At 39.8% G+C, this 14,769-nt stretch carries 15 protein-coding genes and 1 tRNA gene; 3 read left to right on the top strand and 13 right to left on the bottom strand.

The window, feature by feature from the left end; genetic code table 11:
- Positions 1-82: 82 nt before the first annotated feature.
- Together ACNKXS_RS02490 and ACNKXS_RS02485 are read right to left on the bottom strand one after the other, a co-directional pair.
- On the bottom strand, positions 83-1,198 hold the full coding sequence (locus tag ACNKXS_RS02490; protein WP_417919482.1) for an alkene reductase: 1,116 nt from the start codon (positions 1,196-1,198) through the stop codon (positions 83-85).
- Between the two features lie 247 nt (positions 1,199-1,445).
- Positions 1,446-1,527 (bottom strand) — tRNA-Leu (locus ACNKXS_RS02485).
- 283 nt (positions 1,528-1,810) lie between these two features.
- Between ACNKXS_RS02485 and ACNKXS_RS02480 the strand changes: the two genes are divergently transcribed.
- Complete coding sequence (locus ACNKXS_RS02480; protein ID WP_417919481.1) at positions 1,811-3,202, top strand: dipeptidase; 1,392 nt, start codon at positions 1,811-1,813, stop codon at positions 3,200-3,202.
- 91 nt (positions 3,203-3,293) lie between these two features.
- Positions 3,294-5,372 (top strand): dipeptidyl-peptidase 3 family protein, encoded by a 2,079-nt coding sequence (locus ACNKXS_RS02475; RefSeq protein WP_417919480.1) that lies wholly within the window; start codon positions 3,294-3,296, stop codon positions 5,370-5,372.
- Positions 5,373-5,435: 63 nt separating this feature from the next.
- Here ACNKXS_RS02475 and ACNKXS_RS02470 read toward each other — a convergent pair whose 3' ends face one another.
- From ACNKXS_RS02470 to ruvC, 10 genes are all read right to left on the bottom strand, one after another.
- Complete coding sequence (locus ACNKXS_RS02470; RefSeq protein WP_417919479.1) at positions 5,436-5,666, bottom strand: VF530 family protein; 231 nt, start codon at positions 5,664-5,666, stop codon at positions 5,436-5,438.
- 8 nt (positions 5,667-5,674) lie between these two features.
- Entirely contained in the window at positions 5,675-6,250 is a 576-nt protein-coding gene (locus ACNKXS_RS02465; protein WP_417919478.1) for a PhnA domain-containing protein, read from the bottom strand.
- An 80-nt stretch (positions 6,251-6,330) separates the two neighbouring features.
- Positions 6,331-7,335 carry a metal-dependent hydrolase gene (locus ACNKXS_RS02460; protein WP_417919477.1) on the bottom strand — a complete coding sequence of 335 codons (1,005 nt, stop codon included), beginning with the start codon at positions 7,333-7,335 and terminating at the stop codon, positions 6,331-6,333.
- A gap of 42 nt (positions 7,336-7,377) precedes the next feature.
- Positions 7,378-9,156, bottom strand: a complete 1,779-nt coding sequence (locus ACNKXS_RS02455; RefSeq protein ID WP_417919476.1) for a MutS-related protein — start codon at positions 9,154-9,156, stop codon at positions 7,378-7,380.
- Positions 9,153-9,515, bottom strand: a complete 363-nt coding sequence (locus ACNKXS_RS02450) for an MmcQ/YjbR family DNA-binding protein (RefSeq protein ID WP_417919475.1) — start codon at positions 9,513-9,515, stop codon at positions 9,153-9,155. Before ACNKXS_RS02450 ends, ACNKXS_RS02455 begins: the two co-directional genes overlap by 4 nt.
- Positions 9,516-9,544: 29 nt before the next feature.
- Complete coding sequence (locus ACNKXS_RS02445) at positions 9,545-10,159, bottom strand: DUF4230 domain-containing protein (protein ID WP_417919474.1); 615 nt, start codon at positions 10,157-10,159, stop codon at positions 9,545-9,547.
- A 1-nt stretch (position 10,160) separates the two neighbouring features.
- Positions 10,161-10,511 carry a DUF4260 domain-containing protein gene (locus ACNKXS_RS02440; protein WP_417919473.1) on the bottom strand — a complete coding sequence of 117 codons (351 nt, stop codon included), beginning with the start codon at positions 10,509-10,511 and terminating at the stop codon, positions 10,161-10,163.
- Entirely contained in the window at positions 10,508-11,260 is a 753-nt protein-coding gene (locus ACNKXS_RS02435) for a cyclase family protein (protein ID WP_417919472.1), read from the bottom strand. The genes ACNKXS_RS02440 and ACNKXS_RS02435 overlap by 4 nt, the downstream gene beginning before the upstream one ends.
- Positions 11,261-11,347: 87 nt before the next feature.
- Positions 11,348-12,475 carry a radical SAM family heme chaperone HemW gene (hemW, locus tag ACNKXS_RS02430; protein WP_417919471.1) on the bottom strand — a complete coding sequence of 376 codons (1,128 nt, stop codon included), beginning with the start codon at positions 12,473-12,475 and terminating at the stop codon, positions 11,348-11,350.
- A gap of 3 nt (positions 12,476-12,478) precedes the next feature.
- Positions 12,479-13,030 (bottom strand): crossover junction endodeoxyribonuclease RuvC, encoded by a 552-nt coding sequence (gene ruvC / locus ACNKXS_RS02425; RefSeq protein ID WP_417920132.1) that lies wholly within the window; start codon positions 13,028-13,030, stop codon positions 12,479-12,481.
- A gap of 88 nt (positions 13,031-13,118) precedes the next feature.
- Between ruvC and ACNKXS_RS02420 the strand changes: the two genes are divergently transcribed.
- Entirely contained in the window at positions 13,119-14,264 is a 1,146-nt protein-coding gene (locus ACNKXS_RS02420) for a glycosyltransferase (RefSeq protein ID WP_417919470.1), read from the top strand.
- 2 nt (positions 14,265-14,266) lie between these two features.
- On the opposite strand, the gene ACNKXS_RS02415 is transcribed toward ACNKXS_RS02420, so the two are convergent.
- Positions 14,267-14,740, bottom strand: a complete 474-nt coding sequence (locus tag ACNKXS_RS02415) for a hypothetical protein (RefSeq protein WP_417919469.1) — start codon at positions 14,738-14,740, stop codon at positions 14,267-14,269.
- Positions 14,741-14,769 lie beyond the last annotated feature (29 nt).

Raw genomic sequence — 14,769 nt, 5'->3', positions numbered from 1 at the left:
ATCATAACATCGAACTCATTTCAAAAAAAAGTCCTTCAGAAATTTCTGAAGGACTTTTTTTTTAGTATTAAACTTCCAATTTTTACTGAAGTACTGTAGCTCTTTCAGTTTTAACCTCGTAATCGGTATAGCCTTTTGCTCCTCCAGAGTAAAAAGTATCTTCATCCCAGGAGTCCAGTTCAACGCCCTGTGCAAATCTTTCAGCAAGATCTGGATTAGAGATAAATGGTTTTCCGAAGGCAACAAGATCTGCATCCCCATCTTCAATCACGGCATTCCCTTTTTCCCTATCAAAATTCGTATTGATCATTAATGTTCCCTTGTAGATAGGGCGATAACGTTTAGCAATATCTGTTTCAGCAAAAGAAATTTCAGAAACGTCTGTAAAAGGTTCAGAAAGGTGAAGGTAAGACAGATCGTATTCGTTCAGCTTCTTGATGATATAATCGAAAGTAGGGATGGTTTCTTCATCCATAGTTATCCCGAACAGGCCGTGCATGGAAGGATTTAAGCGAATACCGATACGATTTTCCGGCATTACTTCTTTCACCGCATCCAGAACATCAAAAAGTATTCTTGATCTTTTCTCTATAGAACCTCCATATTCATCGTTTCTGTGATTGGAAGTCGCATTGAAAAACTGGTGAAAAAGATATCCGTTGCTGGAATGTATTTCTACTCCGTCAAATCCTGCTTCCATAGAATTTTTAGCTGCCTGCTTAAAATCTTCAATGGTTTGCTTGATATCATCGGCGGTCATTTCTCTGGGCACAACCGTATCCTTAAAACCTTCTGGCGTGAACGATTTTGAATTCGGATTGATGGGCGATGGCGCTAATGGCAATTCACCTCCATGAAAATCTGGGTGTGACATTCTACCCACATGCCATAACTGAATGAAGATCTTTCCATCAGCATTATGAACTGCTGAGGTTACGTCCTTCCATGCTTCAACCTGTTCCTTTGTATGAATTCCCGGAGTATTAATATATCCTACGGCATCTTTTGAAACCTGGGAACCTTCAGAAATTATAAGACCAGCGCTCGCTCTTTGCCGGTAATATTCTGAATGGAGTTCAGGAATAGCTTTCTTTTCTGGATTGTCTGCACGACCACGGGTCATAGGAGCCATGATGATGCGATTTTTTAATTCCAGATCGCCTAATTTATATGTTTTTAATAATGCTTGTGTACTCATAACTTTATTCTTAAAAATTGAATACAAAATTATGGCCTGGGAAAGGGAAAATAATTGACATGGAATAACAGGACTTGTTAAAGCTTGTTAAGCTGAAAGAGATTTTCTAAAAGCAATTGGCAAAATTGATGGACTCAGGAATTCAGGTCAGTTGAAAGAGACATAAACAGATTAGGTCTGATTATAAAATTTTCTTCGGAAGGTGGAATAAAAAAAAGCTTCAGATTTCTCTGAAGCTTTTCCGTTGTGCGGGCGAGAGGACTCGAACCTCCACACCTTGCGGCACTAGATCCTAAGTCTAGCGTGTCTACCAATTCCACCACGCCCGCATTTTAAAGTTTCACAACACTTAGGACTCGTTGTGATTCCCTGCTTAATTACTTAAGCGGGTGCAAATATAAAGATAAGTTTCAATTTTCAAACAGTCTTTCAGAAAAAAATTAAAAAAAATTCAGCTAAAATTTAGTGGCTACAATTAAGTTTCTGATTTTCAGCATGGATCAATTTCATTGATTTTCAGGAAAATTTATTTTCTTATGAAAACACTAAGAGCTTTGAGACCAACTTTCCGCCGACTTCTTTATAACTTTACGCAAACCTGAAAATTAGTACATGGATTCTATAAAAACATACCTTGAAGAACATAAAGACAGATTTGTCAATGAATTAAAGGAATTATTGAAGATTCCTTCGATATCTGCAGATGCAAATTACAAGGAAGACATGCTCAAGGCTGCGGAAGCTGTAAAGCAAAGTCTACTGGATGCTGGTTGTGATACTGCAGAAGTCGCTCCAACTCCGGGTCACCCTGTGGTTTATGCTGAAAAGATCATTAACGAAGACCTTCCAACTGTGCTCGTATATGGCCATTACGATGTGCAGCCGCCAGATCCCTTAGATCTATGGAATTCACCGCCTTTTGAACCTGTCGTGCAAAAAACCGATATTCATCCTGAAGGGGCAATTTTCGCCCGGGGAGCCTGTGATGATAAGGGACAAATGTATATGCATGTAAAAGCCATGGAATACATGACCAGAAATGATGAACTGCCCTGTAATGTAAAGTTCATGATCGAAGGTGAGGAGGAAGTTGGCAGTGAGCACCTGGACTGGTATATCAAGGAGAACAAGGATAAACTTCAGAATGATGTGATCCTGATCTCTGATACTGGAATGATCTCCAAAGACACTCCATCTATCACAACCGGTCTACGCGGACTCTCCTACGTAGAAGTGGAAGTGACTGGAGCGAATCGGGATCTGCATTCTGGTCTTTACGGTGGTGCGGTAGCAAATCCTCTCAACGTCTTAAGTGAAATGATCTCCAAACTTACAGATGATAATAATCATATTACCATTCCTGGATTTTACGATAACGTAGAAAATCTTAGTGATGAGGAACGCTCTAAAATGGCAGAGGCGCCCTTCAGTATTGAAGAATATAAAGAAAAACTGGATATCAAAGATGTTCATGGAGAGGAAGGATATTCTACGCTGGAAAGAGGTTCTATCAGGCCAACCCTCGACGTAAATGGAATGTGGGGTGGTTATATTGGTGAAGGAGCGAAAACCGTGCTGCCATCGAAAGCATATGCAAAAATATCCATGCGACTGGTCCCTAACCAGGATCATAAGGAAATTACCGAATTGTTTACAAAGCACTTTGAAAGTCTGGCGCCAGATAGTGTTCGGGTGAAAGTGAAACCTCACCATGGCGGCTATCCATATGTAACTCCAATCGATACGATAGGTTATCAAGCGGCTAGTGCTGCGTATGAGGAGACTTTTGGCAAAACTCCGATCCCGCAAAGAAGTGGAGGAAGTATCCCAATTGTATCCCTGTTTGAAAAGGAGCTGGACAGTAAGATCATCCTGATGGGCTTTGGACTGGATACCGACGCGATCCATTCCCCTAACGAGCACTTTGGAATATGGAATTATCTAAAAGGTATTGAAACCATCCCATGGTTTTACAAACATTTTACTGAAATGAGTAAAAAATAAAGAATATATCAATATTTCTATATCACGGGGGATCAGGTTCGCAGAATTTGATTCCCCGTTTTAGTATATTTGCCGCACTAAAATTATTTTCATGAATAAAATATTAAGTACCTGCCTTCTTGCATCGGCATTGACTTTTGTTTCCTGTAATGAGGACAAGAAAAATGCAGAAAAGGATGAGCAGCAGGAGATCGCGATGAACTCAGATTTTGAGGTAAACGTAGATGAATTTGCAGATATTAAAGTACTGCGCTACCAGATCCCGGGTTGGGAAAATTTAATTCTGAAAGAGCAGAAGTTAGTTTATTACCTTACCCAGGCAGGTCTTGCCGGGAGAGATATTATGTGGGACCAGAATTACCGTCATAACCTGGTGATTCGTGAAGCTCTGGAAAATATTTATACAAATTATGAAGGTGACCAGTCTTCAGAAGAATGGAATTCATTTGAAACTTACCTGAAAAGAGTATGGTTCTCGAACGGTATTCACCATCATTATTCCAACGCGAAGATCAAGCCTGAATTCAGCAAAAAGTATTTCGATACGCTACTGAAGGAAACAAATACTGAACTTACCGGGGAGGCTTACGAAGTGATCTTCAATGATAAGGATGCGAAAAAAGTAAATCTTAACGAAGCTGATGGATTACTGGAAGGTTCTGCTATCAATTTCTACGGCCCTGATGTAACTGCTGCGGAAGTGGATGCATTCTATGCGAACAAGAAATCTCCAAATCCAGAAAGACCACTTTCTTACGGACTTAATTCCAAGCTTGTAAAGGAGAATGGACAGCTGGTTGAAAAAGTTTATAAAAGTGGAGGTCTTTACGGTGAAGCGATCGATGAGATCATCAAATGGCTGGAAAAAGCAAAAGGTGTTGCTGAAAATGAGAAACAGGCGAATGCTTTAGGTCTTTTGATCGATTACTATACTACCGGAGACCTGAAAACCTGGGATGATTATAATGTTGCCTGGGTGGAAGCTACTGAAGGTAATATTGACTATATCAACAGCTTTATCGAGGTTTATAATGATCCAAAAGGTTATAGAGGATCTTATGAAAACATCGTACAGATCAAGGATTTTGATATGTCCAAAAAGATGAGCGTTCTTGAAAAAGATGTGCAGTGGTTCGAGGACAACTCGCCAATCATGGATGAGCATAAAAAAGATTCTGTTGTAGGAGTAACTTATAAAACAGTGATCGTCGCCGGTGAAGCCGGGGATGCATCTCCAAGTACGCCAATTGGTGTAAACCTTCCAAATGCGAACTGGATTCGCAAAGAGCATGGAAGTAAATCTGTTTCTTTAGGGAATATCATTTCTGCTTACGAAAGCGCAGGAGGATCAGATAAACTGAGAGAATTTGCACATGATGAAGAAGAGGTGCAACTTTCTGAACAATATGGGAAAGAGGCTGACAAGTTGCATACTGCATTGCATGAAGTAGTTGGTCACGCTTCCGGACAAATGAATGCAGGTGTTGGAGAAACCAAGGAAACTCTAAAGAACTATGCATCTACACTTGAAGAAGGTCGTGCAGATCTTGTAGGTTTGTATTACCTGATGGATCCAAAACTGGAAGAACTTGGTCTTACAAATGATTCTGAAAAACTGGGGAAAGCTGCTTACAACGATTATATTCGTAATGGTTTGCTTACGCAGTTAGTAAGAATTGAGCCGGGTCAGGATATTGAAGAAGCTCATATGCGTAACAGACAATGGGTGAGTAAATGGGTTTACGAAAAAGGACAGGAAGAAGGAGTTATCGAAAAAGTCGAAAAAGATGGTAATATCTACTTTGATATCAAAGACTACACGAAGCTTCGTTCACTGTTCGGAGATTTGCTTAAGGAAACTCAGAGAATCAAGTCTGAAGGTGATTTCCAGGCTGCAAAGGACCTGGTAGAAAACTACGGTGTAAAAGTAGATCAGGATATTCACAAACAGGTACTGGACAGAAATTCAAAATTCAAATCGGCTCCATATAGCGGATTCGTAAATCCTGTTCTGGTTGCTGAAATGGATGAGAATGATGAGATCGTTTCGATCAAAGTAACTCAACCAAGATCTTTCGAAGAGCAGATGCTGGATTATTCTGAAAACTATAGTTTCTTGACTAAAAAGAAAGAGAAAGAAGAAAATGAAGTTGCTAAAACTGAAGAGTAGTTCTTAGCAGAATTATAGAAAAAAAAGCGGCTAACTGGCCGCTTTTTTTTTGTGAGTATATCTCTATTCGAAGTTTGTCTTGAGGTACAAACGCTCCACTTTTTCTCTTGCCCAGAGTTCCTTCCGAAGAAATTTTAAACTGGATTTTTTTGTGGGATTGGATTTAAAACAATTAATATTGATCCTTTCTGCAAGCCCTTCCCAGCCATAATGATCATGTAAAGAATCAAGGATATCAGCAAGTTTGATACCGTGCAAAGGATTGTTTGGCTGAGTGTGTTTGTCATTTTCCATAGGCGTGATTAGGTTTTCTTTACAAACTTGGTAAGCAATACGATCTGCTGGCCTTCCACTTTACCTTCAATTTGCTCAGCATTATCATGAACCAGAGATATTCTTCGAACTGCAGTTCCTCTTTTTGCGGTAAGACTGCTGCCCTTTACATTCAGATCTTTGATCAAAACAACGCTGTCACCTGCTTCCAGTACCACCCCATTACTATCTTTATGAACCAGTTGAATATCGTTTTCCTCAGTCCGTAAATCTGCTTTGGCCCAGCTCCTTAATTCATCTTCCATATACATCATATCGAGTAGGTCCTGCGGCCAGCCTTCAGATTTAAGTCTGTTCAGCATTCTCCACGAAATGACCTGGACGGCAGGGATGGTACTCCACATACTGTCATTGAGACAACGCCAGTGATTAGGTTCTACTTTTTCCGGATCTTGAATCTGTGATTCACAGTTCTGGCAGATCAGGATCTCAGCTTCATAGTCCTCCGGAGCTTCGGAAACTGTATATACATTCAGGTGTTCGGTTTGACCGCACAATTCACAGGTGGAATCACTGCGTTCTCTTAATTTATCTTCAGAAATCATTTATTTCAACATTTTGAGAAGCAAAGGTAGTTTAAAGCCATGTTTTATTAAGTATTTATGACTTTTTCAGTAAAATAGATTCAATTTCCAAGGATTCTGCTCCATAATTCAGGAAGTAAACTTTCTGCATCTTCCATGGAACGTTCAGATTCAGTTGCGGTTAATTCTCCATTCTCTTCCTGTAGTAAAAAGCTGAAAATAAATGGCGCTTCGGGATCATTCATATCCAGTTTTCCGAAGCGAAGATCATTAAAATAAAGCTGCTCGTTCTTCTCGCTGAAAGTATACCAGCCTTCGCTAATATTAATTAAACGCTTCAAGTTAGGATCACCAGCCAGACTGTCGGCAAACGTATAATTCTTGGGTACTTTCTGAAAACTTATGGGTTTGGTATCGAAGATGGAATAGTCGGTGATCAAAAAATGTTCTTTGGCTTCTATATTTGCGCTCCATAATATACTATTCATAGGTGCAGGTCGTGTATCTATTCTTTGATAGGAAATAGACTGTTCTTCCAGAGCATTTTCGAATTTGTTATAAGTGATCCATTTAAGCGCAGGTGTGATCAACAGTAGGTAAATGCTACTAATGATCAAACCAAGCCGATTGTATTTCCTTCGTTTTGGATCATCCCGCTTCAAGCGCATTGCCATGATAAGCAGAACTAAAAACGGCAATGTATAAAGCGGATCGATGACAAAGATATTCTTATAAGCCAGTCTTAGATCGAATGGCCAGAAGAGTTGAGTGCCCCAGGTGGTATGTGCATCGAGCAAAGGATGAGTGAAAAGTCCCCAGAACATGAGCCATGACCAGTTCTTCCAGGTTGCGGCAGATTTTGACTCGATCTTTGAGATTAACCATCCAAAAACCGGTGCGAACAGGACTGAAAATACTATTGAGTGAGAAAAGCCACGGTGGATCTCGGTAGCTGTGATCGTATCATAAGCGTAGCCTACAAAAGTATCCAGATCTGGAATGGTGCCGGCGATCGCCCCGTACAGCATCGCTTTATTTCCAACTTTTTTACCCAGAACAGCTTCTCCAACAGCTGCGCCTAATACAATTTGTGTCAATGAATCCATAAGTGGTATAGTCTAATTGCCTTGTGAAAACTTACCTGTAGCTCAATCTTCCACGATCTGCATTTTTCTAAGTAAGAACGAAGCATTCATATTCTGACAAATTCCTTTTTTGAATCGGTAGTCGAAATGAAGTTCATTGTTCTCGATTTCGGCATCGAAATAATAATTCCTCACCTGCTCGAACTGGTTGGCAGTTTCGCACAAACTAAGGTCGTGTGTAGCAATGATCCCCGTTGAGTTGGATTTTACCAGGCGTTCTATGAACTTTTTGGAGCCTATCGCCTTATCTGTACTGTTGGTACCTTTCAAAATCTCATCGAGAATGATAAAGTATTTTTCTGTCTGAATTTTATCGACGATATATTTCAGTCTTTTAAGTTCAGAAAAGAAATAAGATTCATCGTCACCCAATGAGTCACTGGTACGCATGCTGCTTATCAATTTGATAGGTGAGTAGGTACAGGAATTGGCACATACCGGAAGTCCCATGTTCGACATGACGATTTGCAGTGCGACCGTTCTTAGAAATGTACTTTTTCCAGCCATATTCGCACCGGTAATGATAAAAAACTGGTCACTTTCTATTCTGAAATCGTTATCTACACGTTTGGTTTGCTTTAAAAGTGGATGCCCTAGATCTTTTGCTTCTATACCCTTTGGTACTTCAGAGATCTTTGGAAAGGTATATTGCTGATGATTAAATGCGAAATTACCAAGACTGTTATACGCATCGAAGTTTTCTACTGCTTTAAACCAGTTGCTAATTTCCGTTCGATGCTGAAGGATCCACTTTTCGAGTCGGTAAGATTGTTTTAGATCCCAGAGCATAAATCCATTCGCAAGAAATCCAAATAGAAAGTTATTCCGTTGATCCAGCGCATCAATTCCTTTGCTGAATTCCTTCAAAATTTCTGAAGCTTTGCGTTTTTCCGAAGCAATCGAAGTCTGAAGATCATGGAGAATAACCGACTCAAATTTTTCGTCCTCAATAAAGCCGAGTAGCTGGTAATATTGCTGAAAAGTATCCTGTACTTTTCCAATCGCAGAGGATAGTTGATTGATCCTGCCAACGTAAATGGCGGTGATCATGATTCCTATAAGCAACCATAATAACAACTGATAAAATCCAATAAAACTGAAATAATAGGCAAGGATGACTCCTACAGAAATAGTTGTAAAAACTAGTGGTAACCAGCGCATCATTGCTGGGACAAAGGCTTTATAATTCGCAATCCATTTCAGGATGGTTTTTGAAGAATTCTCTGTTCTTACCAGCGTGGCGGTAGCACTAAATTCCTGTCGCCAGTCGGCTTTGTTCGCGAGCTCTTTAATAGCTTCCTGTTTTTCAGTAATTCGGGAAGTGTCATTACTTAGTAGAAAAGATGAAAGTTTGCTGGCTCCTTCAGCTAAAGCAGTTCTATTGAGATACTGAAAAAAGCTTTTTTTTCCGAAGAGATCAATGTCACGGCTAAAATCATGGTCTTCAACATCGAATTCCTTTCCGTCTGGTAAATTCAGAAAATCCCCTGTTTCGAGAACGTGGAGTTCAGTTTCATTGATGGAAATCAAAGCTTCTGTTTTATCCCTTTCACGCTTAAGTCCGGAATGTCTGGTGATTAAAAAAATAAACAGCGCGAGACAAGCTATGATTGCAGGAACAACGATTTGAACCCGATCGTAAAAAAAATATACGACTGCACATAACGCGAGAAATACCAGCAATCTCAAAATACTGGAAAAAGAAAGTTTTCCTGATAACTTTTTTTTCTCCTGCTCGTATTTCTTCTTTCTATCCTTGTAAAAAGCTAAAGGTTCTTTCATTCTAAACTATCTAATTCCTGCTTAAGTTTTCTGGTCAAACCGGCCACCACCAGTTCGTAGCTGTGATCTATGAGTTTCCTGGTTAATCCTGGATCTACTGCACCATTTATTATTAACGTATTCCAGTGACGTTTGTTCATATGATAACCTGGTAAAATGTTCTCAGGATATTCTTCTCTTAGCTGCACAGCCCATTCGGGATCACATTTTAGGTTTACTCTAAGTGGAATTTCATCGAGGCTGGCAATGCTAAACATTTTACCCATCACTTTGAATACGAGGTTGTCTGGTCCAAAAGGCAAATGTTCAGAAACGCCTCTTTTCATCAGGCAATAATCGCGAAACTCGTCTATATCCATAGAATCGATATTACATAAATATACTCCTCTTATTTTTCCAGTTTCGGAGCTTCCGAATTTTCGATGGTAAGTGCAGAGTAATCAAGTTTCCAGCCAATGGTTTCCACGATCTTTTCCATAAGCGCGATCGTACCCAATGCTTCTTTTTTTGCCTGCTCCATGAGTCCGCTTTGAGGGATCTTATCTACGATGGTCTTTTTGGCGTCCCGATTAATGTCGGTAAGGTCTGAGGTTGTAAAAGGATTCGCCCAACCTTCACGCTTATCATAATATTTAAAATCTGTTTCGATCGTTAATAATTCCGGTTGTGGAAAATTGGTGAGAATGATCTTTTTATTTTCGTTATCGCTATGCATGCTCACCTTGCTCAAATCAAATCCAACGTGGGCTTTCGCCTGTACCAGCACAATGGCTTTTTTCTTTCCGAAGACCAGGCTTATATATTTCTCTTTCAAATTCTCGTAGTGGTAGATCTCAGAAAAATCACCTTCTACAGTGATAAATTTGCAAACGCTTCGAATCTTATCCATAAGAACAACAGATTGTTCATTAGTCTTCTCCTGGGATCGATTCTTATTGAAAATCGAAAAAATAAAATATGCAGCAACCGCGCCGGCGGCGAGTCCTATAAATAGTAATTCCATATTATGTACCTATTTCACCTAAATGAGTGAATTTAAATCCTTTTTCATATTTGAGTCCGTATCCAAAACAACGATCAAAGCTGGAATGTGCAAAAAGCATGATTCCTGTAAGCTGTAAATATGCATTTTCGATCATGATTCCCGCCAGGTAGATCGCAATCGCAATTCCCTTATGATGGAAAATATTATAAGAATATGCGCCAATTTTATCACTGGCAAGATAACCCAACATGCCAATATCGGGAACTAAAAATAAGCCTGCAAACCACCACCAGCTATAATCCAGTTTTGTGAAGAGAAAAACCCCCAGAATAAGCATTGCAAATTCTTCGATTTTCAAACTAAGCTTCATTTGTCGAGAATGTTATATAAGACCGGTTTCGATGGTGCTGCATCATTCTCAAAAGATGCCGGTTGCAGGCTTAAAAAGTAAGCGCCGTCCTCAATCTTATTGGGAACATAGATCAATTCTGTGATCGTTGCATGATAGCGGATTTCCTTCGGGTAATTCCAGAATGCTTTGTGCGCCAGAATTTTACCTTCATCCTTTTCCTTATCTACGGAAGGCTGATCTGTAAGCAGGTGATCGATTCCCCGATCACGTAAAAATATGGCTGCAGCTTCCTCGAGATATGGCCAGTTCGTATGAGAATGATGCCTGGAGATCTTGCCAATATAATTTGGCAGCGTCCTGATAATGATGGCTTCCGCAGTAGAATCCTTTAATGCGTTTTCGAATTGTGCTTTTCTAAAAATATGGTCCTTTCCAGCAATTTCCGGTTCCAGAGAGATCACTTCCGCCTTAAAAAAGAAACGTTTTAAGTGCTGCTGAATATAGTTTGGTTCTTTGGTGATATGACCCACACACTCGGTATGCGTGGCATGGGCGTGAGGATTAAAACTGATATTGTTGAAATTCACTGAAGCTCCCGCACTTACTTTGCCAATAAAATTGCCATCAACAACCGGCTTGATCTCGGGATGTTCCAGATACCAGGCGATTGGATTTTTTTCATCACCACGCAGACTAATCGAAATATCCAGAGGTTTGGAAAGATCCACACGAAAATCTGAATTCTGGTAATGTATGCTGGCGATCATAAGAGATGAATTTGCTCAACAAATGTAAGATTGTAAACCGATAATAGGCTAGGAGTGAAGTTGATATTTTTAAGACTCACACAAATTTTAATCATTAAAGTAAAAGAGCTCTGCAGCAATTCCATCGCTTAGAAATTTACCTTTTTCAGAAATATGGAATTCGGAATCACGCTTTTCAATTTGTCCGTTTTCAAGGAAAACCTGAACTTCCATCGTAAAATGTTGTTCATAAAGTTCTCCAAAGTTGCGGTGAATATCTTCTGAATTTACGCCGAATTTCGTGCGTAGTCTCGTCATGATATATTCATTATATGAATCTGTAAGCGATAAAACTTCCTGTTGTTGGGGAATTTTATTTTCTGCTAGTGCTGAAATATATAATGAATTATTTGCCACATTCCAGCTTCTGGTCTTGCCATCATAAGAATGGGCAGAAGGACCAATTCCCAGGTAAGCTTTGCCCAGCCAGTAAGCCATATTGTTTTCTGAATGAAAGCCTGGTTTTCCATAATTTGAAAACTCGTAATGTTCCAATCCGGCGTTTGTAAGCTTGTGTACCAGGATATCGAAATGCTTTCTGAACTTCTCGTCGGTGACCGGTTTGATCTTTCCTTTCTTAATAAAAGTTTCCAGTGCTGTTTTTGGTTCTACGGTAAGTGCATAACTGGAAATATGAGGAATGTCCAATTCAAGAGCGATCTCCAGATTCTCGTTCCATTGCTTATCAGACTGTCCGGGGATTCCATAAATAAGATCAATACTGATATTATCGAAATATCGCTTCGCAAGTTTGAGGCTTTCTAATGCTTCTGATGCGTTGTGTGCGCGATTCATCAATTTCAGATCTGCTTCAAAAAAGGACTGCACCCCAATACTTAGTCGGTTTATTGGAGAATCATTCAGCATTTTTAAAACTTCTTCTGAAAGGTCATCGGGATTGGCTTCAAGGGTGACTTCAGCACTGTCTAAAACTTCAAAATTCTGGTAGATACTTTGAAAGATTGATTCAAGTTCTTCCGAAGAAAGTAGAGAAGGAGTTCCACCTCCAAAGTAGATGGTTTGTATAGGTCCGGCAATCTCATTTTTTCGTAATTCCAATTCCCTGCCAAGCATTTCAACAAGTTGCCCCTTCTTCTTTGTAGAGGTTGAAAAGTGGAAATCACAATAGTGACACGCCTGTTTGCAAAATGGAATATGAATGTAAATTCCGCTCATGATCTATTTGATCTTACCCGGATTTTGCTTTACAAAGGCGCTCCAGCCTGTGTAATTTTTGCCAATTTCGGTTTTTCCAGAGTTATAAAAGTGGCAAACCGCTGCAGCCAGACCATCTGTAGCATCCAGGTTTTTTGGAAGTTCCCCGATCTTCAGCATACTTTGCAGCATTTTTGCAACCTGTTCTTTGCTGGCATTTCCATTCCCTGTTATCGCCATTTTAATTTTCTTCGGAAGGTATTCTGTAATGGGAACTTCGCGCGATAATCCAGCGGCCATGGCAACTCCCTGCGCCCGGCCCAGTTTTAACATGGATTGCACATTTTTACCGAAGAACGGTGCTTCAATAGCAATTTCATCAGGATGATAGGTGTCTATAAGTTCAATGGTTCTCTCAAAAATAAGTTTCAGCTTTACATAATGATCGCTGTACTTGTTGAGCTGTAACTCATTCATTTGAATAAAGCTCATGTTCTTGTTAACCACCTTGATCAAACCAAAACCCATGATCGTAGTTCCGGGGTCAATTCCCAGGATGATCCTTTCTCCTTGTATCGTCTTTTTCTCTGTCGTGCTACTCACTAAAATTGCCTAATTTGGACTTCTGCAAAACTAATCATTTAAAACCTGGCGATCGCAATTTATGGCCATGCTTCCTGTCTACATCCTAGCCGGCATTTGTCTGTGTTATATAATTTTACTTGTATCACTATTATATGGATGGAGAAATTTAAAATCCAATCCTTCTTCTGTTTCTACTTCTGAAACCGATTTTTCTATCATTATTCCATTTAGAAATGAGCAGTTGCATTTATCCGATTTATTTGACTCTCTGAAGGATTTGAAGTATCCGAGAAACAAGTTTGAGATCCTTTTGATCAATGACTCTTCAGAAGATGAATCTGAAAAACTGGTTCAGGAATTTCGCAAAATGCATCCTGAACTTTCGATCGAGCTCTTGCAAAACCAGAGAGAATCCATTTCAGCAAAAAAGGATGCTATTAAAGTCGGCATAGATAAATCCAGATTTGAATATATAGTCACTACAGATGCCGATTGTAAAGTTCCCGAAAACTGGTTGCAGGGATTTGATAATTATATACAGTCTCAAGATTCAGATATTATTGCAGCTTCGGTAATACTGGACAAAGTTCCTCCTGAAGATCCACTATTCCGAAAATTCGATCTCATTGATTTTATGAGTTTGCAGGCTACTACGATCGGTGCTTTTGGATTGGGAAGACCGTTTATATGTAATGCGGCAAATCTATGCTTTAAGAAAAAGGCGTTCCAGGAGGTTGGAGGATATAGGCAGTCAAGCAACTATGCAGGTGGTGATGATGTTTTTTTACTTCAGAAATTCAAAGAACACGGAGAGAAGATCGATTTTCTAAGAAGTACTAAAATGATCGTAACAACCGCAGCGCAGAAAGATCTTGGAAGTTTTATACAGCAACGTTTGCGCTGGGCAGCGAAATCTGCCGGCTACAAAGATAACTTTGCCAGGTTTGCTGCTTTGACCGTGTTTATAATGAATGCTGCACTCATCATAGGAGTGGTGCTTTGCCTGTTCGACGCCAGTTATTTTCAGTGGCTCATGATGGCATTTCTTATCAAGTTTAACCTGGATTTTATGTTGATCTATAAAGCTGCGGTTTTCTTTGATAGGAAGGCAAATATGCGAAGTTACGCCTGGAGTAGTATTGCCTACCCTTTGTTTTCTTCAGGAATTGCGCTCACTTCTCTATTAGTTGGTTTTAAGTGGAAAGGAAGAGACTACCGAAAATAGATCTATTCGGCTTTTACAACTACCGGCATTTTAAACACAGTAGATACAGGAATTCCCCTTTTACTGGCCGGGTAAATTTTAGGCAAGGAATCGATACTCTGCCTGATCCAGTTCTTAATATCTGGTAATTGATTGGTCACCGTGGTATCAACTTCTATGGATTCAACTTGCGGTTTTCCAGTCTTGTCGATTTCCAGGTAAATAAAAAGCGTATCGTCAATACTTTTGGTCACTACAGGTTGCTGACTCGCCAGGTGACTGTAAATTGTGGTAGAGACCTGCCTTGCGAAGCAATTTTTGGCTTCGGAAAGGTTTGTGAAATTCTGGCAATCCTCGAAAGCGGGGTATTCATCCACTTCCTTCCAATTCAACGTGCGTGATTCCTGCTCCAGAACCTCTTCAGAAGAAATTTTCCTGGTTTCGAAATTACAGGAGCACAGAACTGAAATGGCAACTGCGAATAATATCTTCTTCATTAAAAGTTAGCTTTCGGATTCCAAAAATA

The organism is Christiangramia marina, assembly GCF_048285865.1.
GTDB classification, from domain to species: domain Bacteria; phylum Bacteroidota; class Bacteroidia; order Flavobacteriales; family Flavobacteriaceae; genus Christiangramia; species Christiangramia marina.
The sequence above is the reverse complement of the archived record's forward strand: the minus strand, read 5'-3'. Positions and strand labels throughout refer to the sequence as shown.